Here is a 24,856-nt window from a genome sequence, read left to right on the forward strand (position 1 = left end):
TGTAATGAGCTTAAAAAAGTAAAAAAAATGTTTTAATTGAATTTACTTTTCACAAACCATCTGTCGTTAAACGAGAAGCTTACGCTAAAATTCACGTAGTTTTCCTGAACCAAATCTGAAGATACTGTACCTCTTTTACCAAATTCGACTCCAAGATTGACATTTGAAAAAGACCCTGTAATAGGAAAACCTGCTCCTAATGTCATTCCGACATCTTTAATAGATTCATTATTTACGATTAAACCAATTTTCTCATATTTCAATCCTGCCCTGTAGGTAATCCTGCTGAAATAATTTGTAAATGAAGCGTAATTAGGAATGAAATATCCTCCTATTGCATATTTAGAATATTTCTCATACTGTACATTTGGGCTTTGGTTGTAATAGTTTGTGTATTGTCCTTCTCCCTGAAAAACTGCGCTTGTACCTATTAACCATTTTCTCGACTCGCCAATTCCGGCACTTATACTTAATTTGCTAGGAAGCTTCAATTCCTGAGAATTTGGCGCATAAGTATAGGGATCTGGATCACCGCTGACCGTAATTGTTCTAGTGTTGTCAGAGTTTAAGGTACTTGAAAAAGCATAACTTAAACTGGTAAACAAATTAACTTTTTTATAAAGCTTCCTTTGATACATTGTTCCAATACTAAAGCTCGCTCCAGAAAGTTCCGAAGTATTCTCTTCTGTGGTAATATTTTGAACACCAGTAACAGCTTCGATACTTGTAGTAGTGATTTTTCCAAAATTATACTGTACATCAGCACCTACATTCCAGTTCTGCATAATTTTGTAGCTCAAACCTAGGTATACTTTATTAACACCGCCTTTTCCGTCAAGCTGTGCACTTGTAGCGCCTTCTGTCCCTGTATTATCGTTAAGAATTTTATATCCAACAGAAGATACGGGTATCAATCCAAAAGAAGCCCCTAGTTTTCCCATCGGGATTCCTATTGCCAAATAATCAAAAGTTGTTCTTTGCGCTTTTTCAGACTGAGAACTGGTTTTTAAATTTGAAGTAGCAAAAGTTCCTCCTACTGTAAAAGTGGTATATACAAGGTTAGAATAACTCGCCGGATTCTCGATATTAAGGTGAATACTGTCTTGTTCTACTGCAACTCCTGCCATAGACCTGTATTCCAAAGTTCCTTTGAATCTTGCTTCACCAATTCCGTAAAAAGAATAAGGCGAGGCAGTACCTTGCTGCGCGAATGAAACGAACGACATAAGCAGACAAGCGCTTATTATAACTTTTTTAATCATTGTCGATTTTATATTGATAAGTTTGGCTCAAACTCTCCAGCAGGAAATTTGAATTGGCAAATATGGTATTTTTTAATCGTTTAGCCAAAAATTCTGCATCACCTCCCGTTAAAATTATGATAAAATTTGAAAACTGTCTGCGATATTCATCGATAAATCCGTCAATCTCATAGACGAAACCGTTGACTACTCCCGAATGCATCGCTTGCGTGGTCGAATTTCCTATATAGGAAACAGGCGCTTCTAATGTCAATAACGGCAGTCTGGCTGTAAAATTATGCATTGATTCATATCGCAAACGGAGGCCCGGAGAGATGGCACCTCCAAGATAATTGTCGTTTTCGTCGATAAAATCGTAGGTAATACAAGTTCCGGCATCAATTACTAATCGGTTTTTTTGAGGAAACTGTAAAACTGCGCCTGCAGCCAAAACCATACGGTCAATTCCTAAAGTTTTCGGTGTTGCATATTTATTGGCAAACGGAAAAGCATCTTCATGTGTCAGAAAATGTATTTTTAAGACGTTTTCGAAAGTCAAAAAAGCTTCTTTTTCGATTTGTCCTACCGATGCCGCTACTAAATCAGTGCAATCTGGAAACTTTTTTAAGATTATTTCAATTTTTTTTTCGAGTTCTTTTTTCTCAAAAACAAAATTTTCTAAAGCAGTATCACCCTCAAATACAGCCGCTTTAATTCTTGTATTTCCAACATCAACCGTTAAAATCATAACTTATTTTTTGCTGTTGCGAAGATACGAATTGATTTTTTTAAAAAAATGTTTTGGATAAACGGAAAATGATTCTATCTTTGCACCCGCAATACGCACAAAACGGTACCTTAGCTCAGATGGTAGAGCAATGGACTGAAAATCCATGTGTCCCTGGTTCGATCCCTGGAGGTACCACAAAACCCGAATAGCAATATTCGGGTTTTTTGTTTTCTATAGATTTTCTGTTTTTTTTAAACCGCAAAGGTTCGCAAAGTTTTTAAAATTAAACTTTGCGAACCTTTGCGGTTTTTCTTTGTGGCTTTGCGGTTAAAAGCAAATGTCAACAAATAAATAGTTTTTGTTAAAAAAGTATTGACTAAATAAAAAAATATCTTTTATATTCGTAAAACTATAATTTTATCTTTCATTTACTAACAAGATTACAAAGCAGTTTTATGAGCGAAACTTCTACTAAAGGCATTTGGAAAGTAATTTCAGCCTCTTCTATGGGCACCATGATCGAATGGTACGATTTCTATATTTTCGGCAGTTTAGCCGTGGTTATTTCTACAAAATTTTTTCCTAGTGATAATCCAACCGCAGCATTTTTATCGACCTTAGCCACTTTTGCAGCCGGATTTGTAGTGCGTCCGTTTGGCGCTTTATTTTTTGGTAGATTGGGAGATATCATTGGCCGAAAATATACTTTTATGGCAACCTTATTATTAATGGGAGGATCCACTTTCTTAATTGGTTGTATTCCGAGTTATGAAACTATTGGCTTTCTTGCTCCTTTTTTAGTTTTGATTCTACGTTTGCTTCAAGGACTTGCTCTTGGAGGCGAATATGGTGGCGCAGCAACTTACGTCGCCGAACATGCTCCATCAGGGCAAAAAGGATATTGGACTTCCTGGATTCAAACAACAGCTACGGTAGGATTATTTATTTCTCTAATGGTGATTCTTGCTACCAAAAGTGTACTTTCTGCAGAAGATTTTGATTTATGGGGATGGCGCGTTCCTTTCTGGGTGTCGATTGCCATGGTTGGGGTTTCTTATCTTATTAGAAAAAATATGGATGAATCTCCTGTTTTTGCAAAAGCCAAAAAAGAAGGAACAACAAGTACAAATCCGCTAAAAGAAAGTTTTGGAAACCGCTACAATTTAAAATTTGTTTTATTGGCTCTCTTTGGAGCCACTATGGGACAAGGTGTTGTTTGGTACACCGGACAATTTTATGCGATGAGTTTTATGAAAACGGTTATGAATATCGACTCTTCTCAAGTTGACAGTCTTCTCGGAATTGCATTGCTAATCGGAACACCTTTTTTTATAGTTTTTGGATGGCTCAGCGACAAAGTCGGCCGAAAATATATTATGATGCTTGGAATGCTGTTGGCGATTTTTTTATACAGACCTATTTATAGTGCTATGTATAAAACAACAGAAATTAAAAATAAAACAGAAATCGCAGCAAAGACTACTCAAAATACCGAAATTATTAATAATGCAACAGTAACCACAATTTCTAAAACCTATACCGACGGAACTTCGTATATTGAAAACAAAACCGTTTTTAAGGACAAAGAACCTCAAAGCCAGATTATAATCAATATAAATGCTGCTGATGAATGGAAATTAATATTTCTGGTTTTTATTCAGGTATTATTTGTAACGATGGTTTATGGTCCAATAGCTGCATTTTTGGTTGAAATGTTTCCGACGAAAATCAGATATACATCGATGTCACTTCCTTATCATGTAGGAAATGGAATCTTTGGAGGTCTGCTTCCGGCGATATCGACTTATTTTGTGACACATGCAAAAGCGGCTGGAAAAAGTGATTTTTACCTTGACGGACTTTGGTATCCTATTATTATTGCTTCGGTTTGTTTTGTAATAGGAATGATATACATTGACAATAAAAATAAATTTAATCATCTTTAATAGTTAAAACATGGATTCAGTCAAACAAGCTTTAGGCGTTTTATGGGTTATTTTGGCAGTTGCGGCCGCTTATTTCTGCGTGTTTGAGTTTGGCCTTCCTAAATTATTATCGGACCAGCAAGAAGATCTGGTCTTTGGCATAATCATCCTTTTTATCCTGACTCCATTGATTGTTTTAGGATTAGGAACTTTTGGATATTTTGCCGTGATTGGAGAATACAATCACAAAAAAAAGTGAAGATTTAAATCAGAAAAGGGCTGTCTATATTAATAGAACAGCCCTTTTCATCACTAACCTAACTTAACCCAACCTAATTTTTTATTTTTTAATGAATTTTATTGTCTGCGAATTACCATTTTCATCAAATGCCTTCACAACATATAAACCAGCCTGCAGGTCGCTAACATTGTATTGATGATCTAAATTGCTATTTGAAGTGAAATTCTTTACCAAGCTTCCTGAAACCGAATAAACCTCAACTTTTGATGCCACAAAATTTAAAGTAAAATAGCTAGATGTAGGATTTGGATACAAACTAACCGTTTTTTCTTTTTCAAAATTCTCTATCGCCAGATTTGCAATTTTATTACCATAAATCCTGTATTCTCCTGGAGGTAGATTTATTGGCGCATTTACATCAGCAACATTTATGGTCGTGTTATCCATCAAATTATACCATGTTCCCGCATACGGAAATCCTGTTGAAATATTTTGCGCCGTAACATCAAAATTGGCTAAAATCAAAACATCTTTTAATTGAGTGACAGCTAAATTGCTATTGGTAATTTTAATATTTACAACCTTAGAATTAGCATTTTTAATAGTAGAGGTTCCTAAAAAAACCGGTTCAGCTGTTTTAAGAGCAATCATTTTGGACCAATCGTTGTAAATTTTATTTCGATTAGAATCGTTGAGCCAATTTTCTGTCCATTGTGGCTGCGGTTTCGTATCTAACTTGCAGTCGCCTTGAAGCGTTGCCGATTCGTCATTTACAGTACCATTATTACAGGTAAAAATAGAATCGTCCATACCTAATTCTCCAAAATGCCAAATCATTTTCGGACCTGGAACCAATAAAGAAACAGCTCCAATCGCAGACATTCTAGAAATCGCCGTATTTAAATCTCTCACATTATATGTTCCGTTTGACGCTCCGTATTGTATATTTTTATACATCAAACGTTCTTCATCGTGACTTTCTGCATATCCAATTAAACGATTTGCCGTAAATCCTCTGCTTGAACTTGACATTCTAGTAATGTCACTAGTATATCCCATAGACAATTCATTATATTGATTTGTCATTTTCCCCCACATCATAATTCCTTTACTCGGAGATTCAGAAATCTTATAATTTGCCCATTCTTTTTCTTCGGCATCCGTTCCTAAATGTTCAAAAATAGTATAATGCGTTGGGTCTAAACTCCATGAATAATCAGCATATTTTTTCAAAACATCTACACGATCTTGTTGGTAAGCATCAGTACAAGAATTATCAGAAGCCGTGCAAGCTTGTGTAAATCCTTTCGTCAAATCCCATCTAAAACCATCTATTTTGTATTCCTGAATCCATTGCTTAATTACTCTTTCTACATAATATTGTGTTTTGACAGACTGATGATTAAAATCTTCCCCAACATTGTAACTGTGTTTTGCTACCGTATTAAAATAAGGATTCTCGCTTGTTGATGATCCAAAACCATCTCCGTCAGGATCATTCATCCACATCCTTACCATTGGATTTCTTCCAAAAGCATGATTTAACGCAACATCAAGAATAACAGCTATTCCGTTCTGATGACACAAATCGATAAACTCTTTTAATTTATTTGAATTTCCGTAGAATTTATCCAAAGCCATATGGAATGAAGTATTATACCCCCAGCTTTCATTGCCTTCAAATTCCATTACTGGCATTAATTGAATTGCATTAATCTTAAGATTTTTAAAATAATCAATCTTGTCAATCAAACTTTGAAAATTACGAGTCGCATCAAAATCGCGAACCAAAACTTCATAGACAACCAGTTTTTCCTTTTCTGGCTTTACGAAATTGGTTACCTGCCAATTATATGAAGTTTGTCCTGTTTTAAGAACGGTAACTTCAAATTGCTGTCCTGCCGGATAAACTGGCATGTTTGGATATGAGGATACTGGAATCCATGGGTCATCATAAGGAGACAAAACCAAAGTTGAATATGGGTCTGCCGTTTTTACCATCGAAGGCGAATTTGCCAAAGGCGTTGCATCGACTACCCAATATTGATACGTATTATTTTCGCCCGAAACCAATCCTGTTAATTCCAACCAGAATTTTCCCGAAACAGGATCTTTTTTCATCGCATAAGCCAATGTTGGCTGCCAATTATTAAAGCTTCCGGCAACGTAAACAAAATCTTTTGACGGTGCGTCTAAAACCAAAGTTGCTTTTGTCGCATCAGCGGAATTATAATTAATTCCGTCTTCTAAACCTGAAGGCATAGCCTGAGAAACCGTATTTGGATTTACGACTACTGAAAACTTCTTAGAAATTGTGGTTGCACCTTGAACAGCCGTCAACTCATAGATCTGATTAGCTGTAATATTGGTATGCGAATACGAATAATTAGCTGTGCTGGCTGTATTTATGGTTGTTCCGTTTGCTTTTAAAGTATAGTTCGCTGTTCCGTTTGTATTAGTTGCAGCTATATTAAAATTTGCTCCTGAAGCAATAATCGTGGTGCTGTTTTCTATTGGTGAAGTCAAATTAACCTGAAAAGAACCAACTTCAACCAAAATATCCTGAGATTTTTTATCGCCGTTTCCGTTTTTAGCTTTTATTAAAAAACCTATTCTTCCTATTCCTGTTGTATTAAAATAAGTCGTTGGCGTAATAATTTTGGTATATGTATCTGTACCCGCATTGTAGGTAAATCTACTAGCTTCTGTTGAAGCATCCCAAGAACCATTGTCCGGAGTTCCTTTTTGCGTAGTGTCATTGGTATCAAAAGCCCAAGCCCACATGTATAATGCATTGCCTGTAACTCCCCAGGTCGCTTCGTTGACACTGCTTCCATTAACAGTAATAGTAATAGAAGCTGTTTCCTCAAATGTTGATGGATTTATTGAATAAGCAACTGTTTGCTGCTGGGCAAAAGCAGTTACTGCCATCAATAAAAAAATTGATAGTAAAATTCTTTTCATAATAATAGTGGTTAGCTAATTAGTTAGTTTGATTAAAAAAGGGCTATCTGGAGATAGCCCTTTTTCAGTTATTAACTGAAGTCTTATTGATTAGGAATCATTACATAACTTCCGTCTAAATCATTAAAATAAATAAGATATTTAGATTTTGCTACTGGAATATTTTCACCATTTCCTCCACCTGAAAAAGCAGTAGATCCTCCCCATGAAACATCCCAAGCATCATTTGCTCTAAACTTCATTCCTCCATCATTTAAAGATGTTACTCCTAGTGTCCAGATATGAGCATTAAAAGCAGATTTCACCATTGGTGTCGAAGCATCCCATCCTTTAGCAGTTGCATCTCCAATAATACCTACAGTATTATAAACTGTCGCTGTTGCGCCTGCTGCATATGGAGTTAATTTATAGGTTAATTTCTGAACATCCATAACAAAAGTATAATATCCATCTGCTGCGATTTCAAAACTAGCAGGATCCGCATCACCTTCTGTTGCTCTATAAATCAAAGATCCATCTTTACCTCCATACATTGGAGCCCAGCTTCCTAAGTTTTTAATAGCCTTAAATACACCTTTTTTGAAGAATCCTGTAAATTTATATTCATTTGCATTTGTTGCACTTCTAAATAAAATTTGGTTTCCTTTATTGTTATCCCAACCAGAAGCTGACGCATCTCCAACTAAATACCAATCGTCGAATTTATAATCAACTTTTCCAACATAAGGAGTTACGGTAATCGAAATCAATCCTTTTGATACCTGAACAAATCCGCTTGAAACATTTGATGTAATTTTTACATCATATTGCGCCGCTACTTCTGGCACACCTCCAAGATCAATTGCTGCCTGATTTAAATCTTTAGCTAGTACCGATACTTCAGTGACATTATTGGTAGTAGCCTCAAGAACTTTTGCTCCTGTAAAATCTCCTCCTTTTTTATCTATCAACAAGCTGTATCTTATCGATACTGTATTAGAATATTCAGCCGCTGACCATTTAAATTTAGCAACTTCCTCAGATGCTTTTTCAACATCAAGAACATAATTTTGTCCTGTTGTCGGCGCAGTAATTTCTGGTGCCAAAACTGTGTCAAGAATTGGTCTTTCGTCTACAGCATCAGCATTACATGATACCGCTAATACACCAATAAATGCGATTAAAACTTTATATATATTTTTCATTTTTCAGTTCTATTAGGTGTTAGTATCCTGGATTTTGTTTCAAAGTTGGATTTGCCTGAATTGTTTTAGAAGGAATTGGCATTAAATCTCTGTACGACTCTGTAGCTGTACCGTTCATAACGCCGCCTTTCCACTGCCAGATTTTAGATCCCCCCGTAAATTTGCCAAAACGAATCAAATCAGTTCTTCTGTGGCATTCCCAGAATAATTCTCTTCCTCTTTCATCCAAAATAAAATCAAGTGTCAATTGTGCAGTAGAGATATTCTGCGCACCAGCTCTTGTTCTAATTTGGTTTACATAACCTAATGCTGTCGCTAAGTTTCCTGTTGAAGCTCCTCTTAAAGTTGCTTCAGCATACATTAAATAAGCATCAGAAACTCTAAACATTGGAAAATCTGTATCTGGAATATCAGCTCTTTGAGCTGCCGAACCGTCTGCTTTTTTATTAATGTATTTTGTTACAGCATAACCGTTTGTAAATGTCGATATATTAGCAATATCTAAAGTTTGCCCATCTGTATAGAATGTACCTCTTTTATCTCCCGTAGCGGTTGCATCAGGAAAAAGTCCAACAAACTCTTTACGAGTTCTGGTTCCTTGCCATCCACCATCCATACCTCTTGAAGCAGCATCCATGCTTCCTCCAATAGAGGCGTGAAGAATAAAACTCATTCCTCCACCAGTTGCTCTAATAGCGATTCCGTCACTGATGATTGGGAAAATAAACTCATTTTGAGCTCCGTTTTTGTCATTATCCGCTGAGAACAAATAAGCATAAGGAACGTTTGCAAATGTATATCCTGAATTAATGATTTCACTACATAAAGTAGCCGCTTCATTGTTTCTTTCTGTGCCAGTATAGACTTTAGAATTTAAATAAATCTGTGCCAATAAAAATTTAGCCGCAACTTTATCAACTCTCCCATACTCATTTGTTTTTGCGTTGGCAAGACTGTTGTCTAGATCTTTCAATTCAGACTCTACAAAAGCAAAAACTTCCGCTCTTGATTTTTGTACCGGATAAAAGAATCCAACAGGGTCAGCTTCTGTCGTAATTGGCACATTCCCGAACAAGTCCATTAAATTCACATAAGAAAAAGCTCTTAAGAAACGTGCTTCTGCTCTAAAAGTTGCGATTTCAGCTTTTAGGCTAGCATCAACACCTCTTGCATTTAATTTATCGTCTGAAGTTTGTCTTAAAAACTCATTTGCCAAACTAATGTGGTAAGATGCTCTAGAATAAGTTCCGTATAAAAACTCATTAACAGGCGACCACGTTTGTGTATTTAATGTTGGCAAAGTACCATCTGCCCAAGCAATCACTGCCTCGTCTGTAGGCAATTCCTGAGTTACAAAAAGCAATCTTAGATAACTACTAAAATCCCCTCCAAGTCCTGCAATATCAGGGTTTCTTCCTGGAGTATTAGCATCTCCATCTCCATCATTACCTCCAACATATAAACCTGCGTATAATTTTGCTAAAACTTGCTTATAAGATGCTGGATCCTGAAAGAAAGTTTCAGATAAGAATTCATCATCATCCTTTGGCGTCACATTTAAATCGTCAGTACACGAAGTAAACGTCATACTTATTCCTAAAACAAATAGGAAGAAATAAGATATATATTTAAATGATATTTTCATTTTGTATGTTTTAAAATTTGTTTTTCAATGTACTATTTAGAAACTTGCATTTACTCCAAACAAGTAAGTTCTTGCTCTTGGGTAAACATTACCATCAATTCCGTTGAATTTCTCCGGATCTAACCCATCATATTTTGTAAGTACAAAAACGTTCTGAACACCAGCTGAGAATCTTAAAGAAACGTCTTTTAATAAAGATCTATCTAAAGTATATCCAAGAGTTACGTTGTCTAATTTGATAAAAGAAGCATCTTTTATGTAATAATTAGATAAATAACGCTGTGTACCATTGTCTTCAAATTTGAAACCTGTATTTAAATAATCTGCACTAAGATTAGACAAATCATTATCTCTTCTTAAAGCTGCATCTGAGTAACCCATGTTAGAATTTACGTTATCAAACATGTAATTTCCTAAACTTGCTCTCCAGTTCATTGTAAAATCAAACTTTTTGTAGTTTAAAGTTGAGAACAGACCAAATGTATAATCTGCTGTTGGTTTCTTGTATCTGTAACGGTCATTAGCATCAATTTTTCCATCTCCGTTTCTGTCTACATAAGCACCCGCGATTGGTTTTTTATTAGCATCATATAACTGCTCATAAACGAAGAATGAATTTGGAGCAAATCCAACTGTATTGATCAACACTTTATTTCCGTTTCCTCCTTTAATATTATCACCAACTTCATAACCTTGAAAACCTTCAACAGTTTGTCCTAAACTTTCAATCTTCTGATCTAGGTAAGTAGCATTAACGGCAACATTCCAATTAAAATCACCTTTTTTAATAATGTCAGACTGAAGACTAAACTCAAGTCCTTTTGTTCTCAAGTTACCAATATTATTGAATCCTTGGTTTCTTAAGTTAGCACCATCCGGAACTAATACGTCAGCTAATAAATCTGTTGATTTTTTATCAAAGTAATTGATCGAACCTGTAATTCTATCTTTTAAGAATCCAAAATCAGCTCCAATATTCATCTCAGCCAATTCTTCCCATTTGATGTTTTGGTTGTATCCTTCAGGTCTAGCTGTTTTGTAAACAACACCATTAAATACATATTGTGTATTAATTGTACCCAATGTTACCCTTCTTAAATAGTCGTACTGAGCAGAAATATCTTGTTGTCCTGTTGTACCATAACCTACTCTTAACTTCAAACTAGAAAGTGTTTCTTTCCCTTTTAAGAAAGATTCTTCAGCAACATTCCACGCAAAAGCACCTCCCATAAAGTTACCCCATCTGTTTTCTTCAGAAAAACGAGAAGTTCCGTCTCTTCTGTAGTTTAAAGTCAATAAATATTTACTGTCCCAACCTAAGTTCAAACGACCAAAAAATGATTGTAAGTTAATATCTGGATCAGTGATAACATCTTCATTTCTTGTTTCAACTGGCTGTGTAAGCGCTCCAGATTGGTATTTTTCTTTTTGGAACAACTGATAGTTGTAACCAGCTGTAGCATCTAATTTAAGTTTCCCTAAATTTTTTGTATAAACGAAATACGTGTTTAAGTTTTTGTTTTGTAAATCGTCTGTATAAGTATCGTAGTTTCCTAAATTCACATATCCTGCTGAAGTAAAAGGAACTGGCTGGAACCCTAAAATACTTTCTGTACTTTGTCTGTTGTATCCGCTGCTGTCAAACCTGTCGATACCAGCTTCTGCTACAACTCTTAAATCTTCAAAAAAGTGGAATTTATAGTCTACGCTAATATTACCCCATTTTCTAGTAGATTTAGATCTTTTATCTTCTTGGTTTAATCTTGCAACTGGGTTTTTAGCAGGCAATAATGCTATGTTTCCATTTGGCTCTAACCATTCAAAATATCCTCCATAACGAGAACCCGCTTGGTAAGGAGACTGTGTTGGATCAAAACTGATTGCCGATCCAATAACAGCATCTTCGTCTTGAAATTGATTTTTGCTGAAAGATAAATTTCCACTAATATCAATTTTTAAGTGATTGTCAAATAAAACAGGATTTAACGATATCGATGTCGTAGTTCTTTCAAAAGAAGTGTTTCTTAAGATTCCAGGATTATCAACATTTCCAACAGATAAACGTACTGGTAATTTATTAAATAAAGCACCACTTACAGAGATGTTATTGTTTGTTGTTAAGGCTGTATGGAAAATTTCTTTTTGCCAATTTGTACTTGCAGTGCCCATTGTTGCTTTTTGAGCATCGTTTCCTAATGTATTTACTAAATTACGGAATTGGTCTGCGCTTAAAACATCAACTGTATTCGCAACAGTATTGACACCTACTTGAGAGCTGAAATTAACCTTCACACCACCTTTCGTTCCTTTTTTAGTTGTAATTACGATTACACCATTTGCAGCACGTGAACCATAAATAGCGGCAGCAGACGCATCTTTTAATACTGTAAAAGACTCAATATCATTTGGATCAATTGTAGATAAAATACTTGTAGCACCACTCGGAACAGCATTACTTAATGGAAGTCCGTCTAAGATAATTAATGGGTCATTTGAAGCACTTAAAGAAGATCCTCCACGAATTCTAATATCTGCTTTTGCACCTGGAGCTCCTCCTCCAACAACATTAACACCAGCAATACGCCCGCCGATTAAACTTTCCGGAGTTACGTTTATACCTTTGTTAAACTCTTTTGCTGAAATTTGAGATACAGATCCTGTTGCGTCTTTTTTCTTAACAGTTCCGTAACCTACTTGTACCACAACTTCTTGCAGCTGATTTGTATCTTCTTGTAAAGAAACGCTTAAAGTTGACTGACCGGCATAATTTACGGTTTCAGTCTTGTATCCAATAAATGAAACCAAAATTTTGTCTCCACTTTTTAGATTTGTTAACTTAAATTTACCGTCAAAATCTGTTGATGTTCCTCCAGGAGCACCTTGTACATTTACATTTACTCCCGGTATTGGCTGACCTGTTGCAGCATCTACAACAGTCCCGTTTAGAGTGCTTTGAGCTAACACACTAAAAGGCAACAATAGGAATAAAAATAACAACTTTTTGTAAATTGTTTTCATACTTTTTGTTTAAATTAGTTTGAGTTTGTGATTGTTAGTTAAGTTTTTAATTTTACTTCGAATTTCAAAATTATGAATTTATTAACGTGTCCGACCAGAGGCAATTTTTATTACTTTACGAAAACGTGGTAGTGTTGAAAACTTTCTATTTTTTGTAATCTTTTAGCGTTAAAATTGTCAATTATAAAAATATCAGATACCTTTATTATTAATTAGATTTTTTTCAACTAATCACATGAAACGTAAAATAACCTTAAAACAGATTGCAAAAGAACTTGATGTTTCTATTTCAACCGTCTCAAAATCACTTAGAAACAGTCTAGAAATCGGAGAAGAAACAAGACTGAAAGTTCAGGCTTTTGCGAAGTTTTATAACTACAAACCAAACAACATTGCACTTAGTTTAAAAAATCGAAAAACAAAGAGTATTGGCATCATTATTCCTGAAATTGTACACTACTTTTTCTCTACTGTTATCAACGGAATCGAGCAGGTTGCAAACGAACACGGATACAGTGTAGTAATCTGTGTTTCAGACGATTCTTTTGACAAAGAAGTCCTAAATATGGAAATGTTAGCCAACGGAAGCATCGACGGATTTATCATGTCTCTTTCTAAGGAAACTCAGTTTAAAGGCGATTTTCATCATATTACCGAAGTTATCAATCAAGGAATGCCTGTAGTCATGTTTGACCGAGTTACAAACGACATTTTGTGCGATAAAGTCATTATTGATGATAAAGCGGCAGCCTATGAAGCCGTTCAGAGTTTAATTGATAATGGACGAAAAAAAATCGCTTTGGTAACTACAGTCGATTATGTAAGCGTTGGAAAACTCCGCACCGATGGCTACGAAAAAGCACTTTTAGACAATGAAATTCCGTTTAACGAAGATTTAATTATCAAAATTGAAGATGTCAATACCTGCGAAATTACGATTTCGCAGCTTTTGCATGACCGAGCTTTTGATGCTGTTTTTGCTGTAAATGAGCTTTTTGCTGTAACAATTATCAAAACAGCTGCCAAAATGGGATTAAAAGTTCCTGAAGATTTAGCGGTAATCGCATTCACAGACGGAATTATTTCAAAATACTCTACTCCTACGATTACGACAGTAAGTCAAAGTGGCGAAAAAATGGGAAATAAAGCCGCTAAAATGCTTATTGAACGTATAGAAGCTGAAGAAGATGATGATGAAGAGCACAATGAAAATTACATTACAGAAGTTATAGAAACACATCTCATAAAAAGAGAATCTACTGACTAAATTTCTTAAAATCAATACATTCTAAAGCCATAATTTATTTTTATGGCTTTTTTATTAGCATATATAAAAAAATAATTTATAATTTTACGCCCGTCAAGGCTTTTAGTTTTACTTCGAAAAAAACAGCAAGTTTTGATAAGCAAAGCGCTTATCGTATAATTTTTACAAATTACGATAATGGAAAAGCGTAAATTAAGTTTCTGGGAAATTTGGAACATGAGTTTCGGTTTCTTAGGAATCCAAATGGGGTTTGCACTTCAAAATGCAAATGCCAGCAGAATTCTTCAAATTTTTGGTGCCGACGTACACGAACTTTCGTGGTTCTGGATTATTGCTCCCCTTATGGGATTAATAGTGCAACCCATTATTGGTCATTACAGTGATAAAACTTGGGGAAGATTCGGCAGACGAAAACCTTTCTTTTTAGTGGGAGCCGTTTTAGCTTCGGTGGGATTAATTTTAATGCCACAGGCTAATATTTTCATTTCTGTACTTCCTGCTTTATGGGTTGGAGCCGGAATGCTAATGATTATGGATGCTTCGTTCAACATTGCCATGGAACCTTTTCGTGCACTTGTTGGCGATAATTTAAGAACCGATCAGCATACTGCTGGATTCAGTATCCAAACTTCATTAATTGGTTTTGGAGCTGTAATTGGTTCGGCATTGCCTTATATTTTAACGAAATATTTCGGTGTTCCCAACAGTACAGTTCCAGGAAGTGTTCCGTTAAATCTAACGTTGTCATTTATCATTGGCGCAGCGGTTTTAATTGGTTCAATCTTAGTAACCGTATTCACAACCAAAGAATATTCGCCTGAAGAATTGGCAAAATTTGAAAATCCACAAAATGCGGTGGTTTCTGATTCTGAAGAAAAATCAAAAATCACAGACATCTTTAGCGATTTTGCAAAAATGCCAGCCACGATGCGTCAGCTTAGCTGGGTGCAGTTTTTTTCTTGGTTTGGATTATTCGGAATGTGGGTTTTTACAACACCAGCCATAGCGCATCATATTTACGGATTACCTCTCAGCGATACTTCTAGCCAGCAGTATCAAGATGCTGGAGACTGGGTCGGAATTCTGTTTGGTGTCTACAACTTAGTTTCTGCAATTGTCGCTTTGTTTTTCTTGCCTTATATCGCTAAAAAAATCGGAAGAAAAGCAACACATTCCATTTCATTAGTTATTGGGGGAATTGGTTTGATATCCATTTACTTCATGCCAAATGAAAACTGGATTGTATTGCCTATGATTTTAATCGGAATCGCGTGGGCAAGTATTTTGGCAATGCCTTATGCAATACTTGCAGGATCCATTACACCTAAAAAAATGGGTGTTTACATCGGAATCTTCAACTTCTTTGTTGTTATTCCTCAGATTGTAAATGCATTAATCGGAGGCCCAATCGTAAAATATCTTTACAATGGAGATGCCATTTATGCTTTAGTCACAAGCGGTGTAAGCTTTCTAATCGCCGCAGCTTTAGTTTCTAAAGTAAAAGACGTTGACGACGTTTCTCAAAAAATATAATTAAGAATAATTTTTTCCCCTAAGATGAACAAAAAGGCATTTATATTCGACCTTGACGGAGTTATTGTAGACACCGCTAAATACCACTTTTTGGCATGGCAGAAAATCGCCCAGTCATTAAATATAAATTTTACACTTGAAGACAACGAACTTTTAAAAGGCGTGAGCCGCGTTCGTTCTCTAGATATTATACTTGGATTAGGCAGTGTTCAGGCTTCTCAAGAAGACAAAGACAAATGGCTTATTCAAAAAAACGAAGATTATCTATCTTATTTAGTTGACATGGATGAAAGTGAGATTCTTCCAGGAGTTTTGAAAATTCTAAAACTACTAAAAGATAAAAATCAGGGAATTGCATTGGGTTCTGCAAGCAAAAATGCAAGACCAATTCTAGAAAAAACAGGAATCATATCTTATTTCGACGTTATTGTTGACGGAAACGATGTTAGCAATGCAAAACCAGATCCTGAAGTATTCTTAAAAGCGGCTCAATTATTAAACATTGATCCCAAAAATTCAATTGTATTTGAAGATTCTGTTGCCGGAATTCAGGCAGCAAATATTGCAGAAATGGTAAGTGTGGGAATTGGTGAGGAAACAATTTTACATGAAGCTGACTATATTTTTAAAGATTTTACACAGATCACAGCAGACTTTGTAGAAAAATTAATCAATTAGAAAATGTGTCAATTAGATAATTTGCAAAGCGCAATTATCGCATTTTCTAATAAAAATGAAACGTAGAACAACCAAGCAATTAATAAGGATAAAAGTCAAAAAATAATTATCAAATTATCTAATTGACACATTTTCTAATTATCAAATTGCCCAATTATCTAATTAAAAAGAGATGAACCAAGATTATATAAAGCCAGATAACTGGTCAATTATAGAAGAAGGATTTGATGCTGAAAGGGTCAAATCGTCTGAAAGTCTTTTTAGTATCGGAAACGGTGCTATGGGACAGCGCGCCAATTTTGAAGAAACTTATTCCGCTGAAACTTTTCAAGGAAGTTATATCGCCGGAATTTATTATCCAGACAAAACAAAAGTAGGCTGGTGGAAAAACGGTTATCCGAAGTATTTCGCCAAAGTACTTAACGCTCCAAACTGGATTGGAATTGATATTGAAATCAACGAAGAAAATCTTGATTTACATACGTGTACCGAAGTTAGAAACTTCCGCAGAGAATTGAATATGAAAGAAGGATGGTACAACCGTTCTTTTGAAGCTATTCTTAAAAACGGAACCGAAATTTCAGTAAACATTCGTCGTTTTCTTTCCTTAGATTTAGACGAAGCCGGAATCATTAAATACGATATTACGCCTTTAAATAAAGATGCAAAAATCGTTTACAAACCTTACGTTGACGCTGGTGTAACCAATGAAGATGCGAACTGGGAAGAAAAATTCTGGGAACCTCTTGAAGTCAAAAAAGGAACAAACGAAGCTTTTGTAACAGCTCAAACTTTTAAAACGCATTTCAAGGTTACGACTTTCATGCACAATACGATTTTGGCAAATGGCGAAGATGCTCATATTTCGCCATCTACAATCGATTCAACAGTAGATAAAGTTCAATATACTTACGGAACTATTATTGCAAAAGGACAAACCTCATCCATTCAAAAAATTGGTGGTTACACGGTTTCTTTAAACCACGAAAATACTTTGGCTGGAGCCGAAAAAGTAATTAAATCTGCTGTTGCTTTAGGTTATGAAACCTTGCTTCAAAACCAAATTGATGCTTGGGCAAAAATCTGGGAAATGTCAGACATTACGATTGAAGGCGATGTAAAAGCACAACAAGGAATTCGCTTCAACATTTTCCAATTAAATCAAACCTATTCAGGAAAAGATTCTCGTTTAAACATTGGTCCAAAAGGATTTACTGGCGAAAAATACGGTGGATCAACGTATTGGGACACTGAGGCGTATTGTATTCCGTTTTACATGGCGACAAAAGATCAGCAGGTTGCGAGAAACTTGTTGACTTACCGTTACAATCAATTGGACAAAGCGATTGAAAACGCCAAAGACAATTTAGGTTTCAAAAATGGCGCTGCATTGTACCCGATGGTTACCATGAATGGTGAAGAATGTCATAACGAATGGGAAATCACACACGAAGAAATCCACAGAAATGGTGCGATTGCTTTTGCGATTTACAACTATTACCGTTACACGGGGGATTACTCATATATTCCAGAAAAAGGTTTAGAAGTTTTAATCGGGATTGCGCGTTTCTGGCACCAGAGAGCTTCTTTCTCAAAAGATAAAAATCAATATGTGATTTTGGGAGTTACTGGTCCAAACGAATACGAAAACAACATCAACAATAATTTCTACACCAATTATATCGCAAAATGGTGTATTGATTTTGCTGCAGAACAAATCGAAAAAGTCGCTTTAGAATATCCTGAAGATCACAAAAGAGTTTTTGAAAAAGTTAGCCTTTCGGCGAATGAAATTCAGGAATGGAAAAAAGTAGCTGAAAATATGTATTTCCCAATTTCCGAAGAACTTGGAATCTACTTACAACAAGATGGTTTCTTAGATAAAGATTTAGTTCCGGTTAAAGATTTAGATAAATCACAACGTCCAATTAACCAAAAATGGTCTTGGGATCGCGTGTTGCGTTCGCCATACATCAAACAAGCTGACGTTTTACAAGGTTTCTATTTCTTCGAAGATCATTTTTCGAAAGAAGAATTAAAACGCAACTTCGAATTTTATGAATCATTTACGGTTCACGAAAGTTCGCTTTCGCCTTGCGTGCACTCGATTCAGGCTGCAGCTCTAGATAAAATGGACATGGCATATACCTTTTATTTAAGAACTTCTCGTTTGGATTTGGACGATTATAATAAAGAAGTGGAAGAAGGTTGTCATATCACGTCAATGGCCGGTACATGGATGAGTATCGTGGAAGGCTTTGGAGGAATGCGTGTTAAAAACAATCAATTGCATTTCTCACCAAAAATTCCAAAAGAATGGAAAGGATATTCGTTTAAAATCAATTTCAGAAACCAGATTTTAAAAGTTTCTGTAAATCATAATGAAACCACTTTTACTGTAGATGGTGATCAGGATTTAGAAATTATAGTAAATGGCAAAGCTATAACGGCTGATAAACTCGTACAAATTAATTAAATTACAATTCTCTAAAATCTAAAAAACATGAAAAACTTATTTTTCGCAAGTTTAATTTTGTTTGCGTTTAGCACCGTTGCAAAAGCGCAGCAATTAAAATCACCCGAAGGAAAGTTCGTAATGGAATTTTCTCTTCAAAACGATGGAACTCCAACGTACAATTTAAAATACAAAAACAAAGAAGTTGTAAAAACCAGTAAACTAGGTCTTGAACTAAAAGATGACAAAAAATCTTTATTGAACGACTTTACAATTGCTGATACAAAAACTTCAACTTTTGATGAAACTTGGAAACCAGTTTGGGGAGAAGTAGATCACATCAGAAATCATTATAATGAATTGGCTGTTACTTTAAACCAAAAAAGTACCGACAGACAAATCGTAATCCGTTTCCGTTTGTTCGATGACGGTTTAGGATTCCGTTATGAATTTCCAGCGCAAAAGAACCTTACTTACTTTATAATCAAAGAAGAAAGATCTCAATTTGCAATGACTGGAGATCATACTGCTTTCTGGATTCCTGGAGATTACGATACTCAGGAATACGATTATACAAAATCTAAATTATCAGAAATTAGAGGTTTAGCTCAAAAAGCATACACAGCAAACGTTTCTCAAAAATCGTTTTCTCCAACAGGAGTTCAGACTTCTTTGATGTTAAAAACGGCTGACGGAATCTACATCAACTTACACGAAGCTGCTTTGATTGACTATTCTTGTATGCATTTGAATTTAGATGACAAAAACTTAGTTTTCGAATCTTGGTTAACGCCAGATGCAAAAGGAGATAAAGGTCATATGCAGGCACCAAATCATTCGCCTTGGAGAACAATTATCGTAAGCGACGATGCTAGAGAAATCTTAGCTTCAAAAATGACTTATAACTTAAATGATCCATCAAAAATTGAGAATACTTCTTGGATCAAACCAGTAAAATACGTAGGCGTTTGGTGGGAAATGATCACAGGAAAAAGCTCTTGGTCATACACAAATGATTATCCAACGGTTCAATTAGGTGTTACCGATTTCGCAAAAGCAAAACCAAACGGAACGCACGGAGCAAACAATGCTAACGTAAAAAAATACATTGACTTTGCTGCCGCAAATGGTTTCGACGCTGTTTTGGTTGAAGGATGGAACGAAGGTTGGGAAGACTGGTTTGGACATTCAAAAGATTATGTTTTTGATTTCTTGACTCCTTACCCAGATTTCGATGTAAAAGGGCTGCATGAATATGCTAAATCTAAAGGTGTAAAAATCATTATGCACCACGAAACTTCTGGATCTGTTCGTAACTACGAGCGTCATATGGATGCTGCTTACAAATTCATGAACGATAATGGATACGATGCTGTAAAAAGCGGTTACGTAGGTGATATTTTGCCAAGAGGTGAAAACCACTACAGCCAATGGATTGTAAACCACTATCAATATGCTATCGAAAAAGCAGCTGATTATAAAATTATGGTAAACGCTCACGAAGCCGTTCGCCCAACAGGAATTGCAAGAACGTATCCTAACTTAATTGGAAACGAAGCGGCAAGAGGAACTGAATACCAAGCGTTTGGAGGTTCTAAACCAAATCACGTTACTGTATTGCCTTTTACACGTTTAATTGGTGGACCAATGGATTACACTCCGGGAATCTTCGAAATGGATATCAGCAAAATGAATCCTGAGAACAAATCGCATGTAAACAGTACATTGGCAAATCAATTAGCATTATATGTAACTATGTACAGTCCGTTGCAAATGGCTGCTGATACTCCGGAAAACTACAACCGTTTTCCAGATGCTTTCCAATTCATTAAAGATGTGGCGGTAGATTGGTCTGAAAGTAAATATATCGAGGCTGAACCAGGAGATTTTATCACAGTTGCACGTAAAGCAAAAGGTACAAACAACTGGTTCGTAGGAAACGTAAACGGAGAAACCCCTCGTACCTCAAACATCGATTTCAGTTTCCTTGAAAAAGGCAAAAAATACACAGCAACAATTTATGCTGATGCAAAAGATGCGCATTACAAAACAAATCCGCAAGCTTATACAATCAAGAAAATTGCTGTAACAAATAAATCAAAATTATCTCAGTTTTCTGCTCCTGGAGGAGGGTATGCGATAAGCATTATCGAAACTAAATAGTTTTTCAAAGACAAGTAATTTCCCCCCTAGATTACTTGTCTTTTTTTTAAATTGCAAAAAGCTTATCCTAACAGGTTTTAAAAACCTGTTAGGTATATTATATGAAGGCAACAGTCCTGCAAGGTTTCCAAAACCTTGTCGGTTTTCTAAAGTTTTACTCAATTTATACCTACAAGGTTTTGGAAACCTTGCAGGAAATCAGAACCCAAAAAAGAGAATGAATTACAGACTAACATTTTGGACAATTTTACTAATATTTTTTGGCATAAACATTTATTCTCAACAGAAAGTAGTCGCTAAATATGATTACCTATTATATCTGCCAAAAGAGTATTCAAAAGAAACTAAGAAATATCCGCTTGTAATTTATCTTCATGGAGGAGGACAAAAAGGCAATGATTTGAATAAACTCAAAACATACGGCTTGCCTTATCTGGTTGAAAAAGGACAAAATTTCGATTTTATAATTGCTTCGCCTCAATGTCCAGACAATAAATATTGGTCGACTGAAAATTGGTTCGAAACATTATGTGCTGATTTAGAAGCAAAATATAGAATCGACAAAAGCAGAATTTATATTACTGGTATTAGTATGGGAGGTTACGGCGCTTACATTACGGCCTTAGATTTTCCAAGTAAATTTGCTGCTGTTGTTGCCTTTTGCGGTGGTATTAACGACAGCGATTTAACAAGAGTATGTAATCTCAGTAAAATTCCGATTTGGGCTTTTCACGGAACTGCCGATGATAAAATTCCATTTAGTGAAACGGAGAGAATTGCAAAAAGCCTTGAATCTTGTGAAACTAAAAATAATTTCAAGTTTACCCGTTTAGAAAATGAAGGTCATGAGATTCAATATCTCTACGAAACAAAACCTGAAATTTATAAATGGATGCTTGAACAGAAGAAATAAAACATACAAATTATGAAAAACCAAAAAACATCACTTATCTATAAACTAATCCTGTTGGTTTTGTTGTTTTCCGCTTCCGCGAAAGCGCAAATCCAAAAAGTAGAACCGCCATTTTGGTATGCCGGAATGAAAAATTCGGAATTGCAAATTATGTTCTACGGGAAAAACATTTCACAATATGAAGCTTCCGTTTCTAATAATGTTGTGATTAAAAACGTTGAGAAAACAGAAAACCCGAATTACCTTTTCGTAACCATCGATACAAAAGATGTCAAAGCTTCTGAATTGATTTTCTCTTTCAAGAACAATAATAAAGTTGCCTTTAAACAAAAATATCTTCTGAAAGAAAGAAGAGCCAATTCTGCAGACAGAAAAAGTTATGATGCATCGGATTTGATTTACCTAATTATGCCAGATCGTTTTGCTAACGGAAATCCGAAAAACGATAGCGATGCTTCTTTAACTGAAAAAGGAAACCGTCAAGATCCAAGCGGACGCCACGGAGGAGATATCGAAGGAATTATTAAAAACTTAGATTATATTTCATCTCTTGGTGCAACCACAATTTGGAGCACGCCTTTATGCGAAGACAACGACAAACAGCACTCCTATCACACTTACGGACAATCTGATGTTTACAAAATCGATCCGCGTTACGGAACAAATGACGATTACGCTCGTTTGTCATCAGAAATGCATAAAAAGAATATGAAACTGGTTATGGATTATGTTACGAATCACTGGGGAATTACCCATTGGATGATGAGCGATATTCCAACTAAAACATGGTTCAATCAGTTTGAAACTTTCACACAAACGCATCACAGACGTGAAGTCATTACAGATATTCATGCTTCAAAAATCGATCAGGAAGTTTGTATCGATGGTTGGTTTGTACCTTCTATGCCAGACTTGAATCTTAGAAATCCATTAGTTGCAAAATATTTAACTCAAAATGCTATTTGGTGGATTGAATTTGCCAATCTTGACGGATTCAGAGTAGATACTTATAATTACTCTGATAAAACAGCCATGGCAAAATGGGCAAAATCGATTACAAATGAATATCCAAATTTCAATATTGTGGGCGAAATCTGGATGCACAATCAGGCGAATTTGGCTTTTTGGCAAAAAGACAGCAAAATTGGTGCGATTGAAAACTACAATTCGAATCTTCCAAGTGTAATGGATTTTACGCTTCAAAGCCAGATTACTTCTGCTTTCAACGAAAACGAACCAAGCTGGGATAACGGATTGATTAAATTCTACAACAATTTTGCAATGGATTTTTTATATCCAAACACGAATAACATTTTGGTTTTTGCCGAAAATCATGATACGGATCGTATGAACGATAAGTTTAAATATGATTTGCCAAAATATAAACTGGCGATGACTTTGTTGGCAACAGTTCGCGGAATTCCACAGATCTATTATGGTTCAGAAATTGGAATGGGCGGAGATAAAGGTAAAGGTGGTGATGCCGATATTCGTCAGGATTTCCCAGGCGGATGGGCAGGCGATAAAAACAACGCTTTTACCAAAGAAGGAAGAACGGCTGAACAAGCTGCTTTCTTTGATTTCAGTTCAAAATTATTCAACTGGAGAAAATCAAACGAAGCGATTCACTTCGGAAAAATGACGCATTACATTCCGGAAAACAACACGTATGTATATTTCAGATATACAGATGCTAAAACCGTAATGGTCGTTTTCAATAACAATGCAAAAGAGCAAGTTGTAAAAACAAACCGTTTTAAAGAAAGCATCAAAAACTTTAAATCAGGAAAAGATGTTATTTCAGGAAAAACATTCGATTTAGCTTCTGAAATTACATTGGAACCAAAATCAGCTTTGGTTTTAGAACTAGAATAACAATATTTTTTCTCTCGCAGATTTTGCAGATAATTAAAAAGAAATCTGCCAAATTTGCGAGAGATTTTTTTTAGCCACAGATTATTAGGATTAAAAGGATTTTTAAAAATCTGTGCTAATCTTGATAATCTGTGGCTAACTTTTTTTTATAATCCTTGTGACCTTTGCGTAAAACTTTGCGACCTTTGCGGTCAAACTCACAACAAATGCTAAAAATTGGACATCGAGGCGCAAAAGCCTACGACCCCGAAAATACGCTTCAAGCCTTTCAAAAAGCCTTAGACTTAAATTCAGACGGAATCGAACTTGATGTTCATTTGAGCGCCGACGGGCATATAATCGTAATTCACGATGAAACCATTGACAGAACCACTAACGGAAAAGGTCTTGTAAACACTTTTACTTTAGCAGAATTAAAATCATTTTTAATTGATGGAGAAAACCAAATTCCAACTTTAAATGAGGTTTTTGATTTAGTTGATAAAAAATGTCTGATCAATATCGAATTAAAAGGTTCGGGAACTGCCAGTAAAGTTGTTGTATTGATTGAGGAATATATTGCAACAAAAAACTGGAATTACAATCATTTCATCATTTCGAGTTTCGATTGGAATATGTTAGAAGAAACGTCAAAACTAAACTCAAATATCCCAATTGGTGTTTTAACAGAAGAAAGTATCGATACTGCTTTGGCTTTCGCCGAAAACATAAAAGCAAAAGCCATTCATCCTGATTTTCAATTATTGAATGCGGATAATGTAAGCGAAATGCAGAAAAAAGGTTTTCTAGTTTTACCTTGGACAGTAAATTCTGAAGAAGATATTCAAAAAGTAAAAAGTTATCAAGTAAACGGAATTATCTCAGATAATCCAGATAAAATATAAAGTTTAAAAATAGCCACAGATTAAAAGTTTTTTTGCCACAAATTGCACAAATTTTCACAAATTTAAATGCAATAATTAATTTGCGAAAATTTGTGCAATTTGTGGTTAAAGAAAAAATCTAGCTAAAAAAATTAGTGCCA

16 protein-coding genes and 1 tRNA gene are annotated in these 24,856 nt (G+C 35.3%); 11 read left to right on the forward strand and 6 right to left on the reverse strand.

Annotation, left to right across the window (positions count from 1 at the left end; genetic code table 11):
* Positions 1-32 precede the first annotated feature (32 nt).
* Positions 33-1,262: a BamG family beta-barrel-assembly machinery protein gene (gene bamG, locus ACFFLS_RS15785; protein ID WP_379684533.1), complete on the reverse strand. Its 1,230-nt coding sequence runs from the start codon at positions 1,260-1,262 to the stop codon at positions 33-35.
* Positions 1,255-1,989 (reverse strand): type III pantothenate kinase, encoded by a 735-nt coding sequence (locus ACFFLS_RS15790; protein ID WP_379684532.1) that lies wholly within the window; start codon positions 1,987-1,989, stop codon positions 1,255-1,257. Before ACFFLS_RS15790 ends, bamG begins: the two co-directional genes overlap by 8 nt.
* A gap of 104 nt (positions 1,990-2,093) precedes the next feature.
* Here ACFFLS_RS15790 and ACFFLS_RS15795 point away from each other — a divergent pair.
* The 3 genes from ACFFLS_RS15795 to ACFFLS_RS15805 all read left to right on the forward strand — a co-directional run bounded on the left by ACFFLS_RS15795 (position 2,094) and on the right by ACFFLS_RS15805 (position 4,155).
* A tRNA-Phe gene (locus ACFFLS_RS15795) sits at positions 2,094-2,166 on the forward strand.
* Positions 2,167-2,426: 260 nt separating this feature from the next.
* Complete coding sequence (locus ACFFLS_RS15800; protein WP_379684531.1) at positions 2,427-3,917, forward strand: MFS transporter; 1,491 nt, start codon at positions 2,427-2,429, stop codon at positions 3,915-3,917.
* Positions 3,918-3,927: 10 nt separating this feature from the next.
* Positions 3,928-4,155 carry a DUF6814 family protein gene (locus ACFFLS_RS15805; protein ID WP_379684530.1) on the forward strand — a complete coding sequence of 76 codons (228 nt, stop codon included), beginning with the start codon at positions 3,928-3,930 and terminating at the stop codon, positions 4,153-4,155.
* 81 nt (positions 4,156-4,236) lie between these two features.
* Here the strand turns inward: ACFFLS_RS15805 and ACFFLS_RS15810 are convergent, their stop codons facing one another.
* The 4 genes from ACFFLS_RS15810 to ACFFLS_RS15825 all read right to left on the reverse strand — a co-directional run bounded on the left by ACFFLS_RS15810 (position 4,237) and on the right by ACFFLS_RS15825 (position 12,948).
* Positions 4,237-7,101 carry an alpha-amylase family glycosyl hydrolase gene (locus ACFFLS_RS15810; protein WP_379684529.1) on the reverse strand — a complete coding sequence of 955 codons (2,865 nt, stop codon included), beginning with the start codon at positions 7,099-7,101 and terminating at the stop codon, positions 4,237-4,239.
* Positions 7,102-7,184: 83 nt separating this feature from the next.
* Positions 7,185-8,285 carry a SusE domain-containing protein gene (locus tag ACFFLS_RS15815; protein ID WP_379684528.1) on the reverse strand — a complete coding sequence of 367 codons (1,101 nt, stop codon included), beginning with the start codon at positions 8,283-8,285 and terminating at the stop codon, positions 7,185-7,187.
* A gap of 19 nt (positions 8,286-8,304) precedes the next feature.
* A complete protein-coding gene (locus ACFFLS_RS15820) occupies positions 8,305-9,930 on the reverse strand; it encodes a RagB/SusD family nutrient uptake outer membrane protein (protein WP_379684527.1) in 1,626 nt (541 codons plus the stop codon).
* A 36-nt stretch (positions 9,931-9,966) separates the two neighbouring features.
* Positions 9,967-12,948: a SusC/RagA family TonB-linked outer membrane protein gene (locus ACFFLS_RS15825; RefSeq protein WP_379689517.1), complete on the reverse strand. Its 2,982-nt coding sequence runs from the start codon at positions 12,946-12,948 to the stop codon at positions 9,967-9,969.
* Positions 12,949-13,183: 235 nt separating this feature from the next.
* Here ACFFLS_RS15825 and ACFFLS_RS15830 point away from each other — a divergent pair, with 235 nt between their 5' ends.
* The 8 genes from ACFFLS_RS15830 to ACFFLS_RS15865 all read left to right on the forward strand — a co-directional run bounded on the left by ACFFLS_RS15830 (position 13,184) and on the right by ACFFLS_RS15865 (position 24,716).
* The gene (locus ACFFLS_RS15830; protein WP_379684524.1) at positions 13,184-14,215 is read left to right on the forward strand and encodes a LacI family DNA-binding transcriptional regulator; all 1,032 of its coding nucleotides are present in this window, start codon (positions 13,184-13,186) and stop codon (positions 14,213-14,215) included.
* 177 nt (positions 14,216-14,392) lie between these two features.
* The gene (locus ACFFLS_RS15835; protein ID WP_379684523.1) at positions 14,393-15,748 is read left to right on the forward strand and encodes an MFS transporter; all 1,356 of its coding nucleotides are present in this window, start codon (positions 14,393-14,395) and stop codon (positions 15,746-15,748) included.
* A 24-nt stretch (positions 15,749-15,772) separates the two neighbouring features.
* Positions 15,773-16,426, forward strand: coding sequence for a beta-phosphoglucomutase (gene pgmB / locus ACFFLS_RS15840; protein ID WP_379684522.1), 654 nt, complete (start codon positions 15,773-15,775; stop codon positions 16,424-16,426).
* Positions 16,427-16,598: 172 nt separating this feature from the next.
* A complete protein-coding gene (gene mdxK / locus ACFFLS_RS15845; protein ID WP_379684521.1) occupies positions 16,599-18,902 on the forward strand; it encodes a maltose phosphorylase MdxK in 2,304 nt (767 codons plus the stop codon).
* A 27-nt stretch (positions 18,903-18,929) separates the two neighbouring features.
* Entirely contained in the window at positions 18,930-21,044 is a 2,115-nt protein-coding gene (locus ACFFLS_RS15850; RefSeq protein ID WP_379684520.1) for a glycoside hydrolase family 97 protein, read from the forward strand.
* Positions 21,045-21,261: 217 nt separating this feature from the next.
* Positions 21,262-21,957, forward strand: coding sequence for a carboxylesterase family protein (locus ACFFLS_RS15855; RefSeq protein ID WP_379684519.1), 696 nt, complete (start codon positions 21,262-21,264; stop codon positions 21,955-21,957).
* A 12-nt stretch (positions 21,958-21,969) separates the two neighbouring features.
* Positions 21,970-23,832: a glycoside hydrolase family 13 protein gene (locus ACFFLS_RS15860; protein WP_379684518.1), complete on the forward strand. Its 1,863-nt coding sequence runs from the start codon at positions 21,970-21,972 to the stop codon at positions 23,830-23,832.
* Positions 23,833-24,038: 206 nt separating this feature from the next.
* Positions 24,039-24,716, forward strand: a complete 678-nt coding sequence (locus ACFFLS_RS15865; RefSeq protein ID WP_379684517.1) for a glycerophosphodiester phosphodiesterase — start codon at positions 24,039-24,041, stop codon at positions 24,714-24,716.
* The last annotated feature ends 140 nt before the right edge of the window (positions 24,717-24,856 follow it).

Origin of the sequence: Flavobacterium procerum, assembly GCF_042431625.1 — a bacterium.
Classification (GTDB): domain Bacteria; phylum Bacteroidota; class Bacteroidia; order Flavobacteriales; family Flavobacteriaceae; genus Flavobacterium; species Flavobacterium procerum.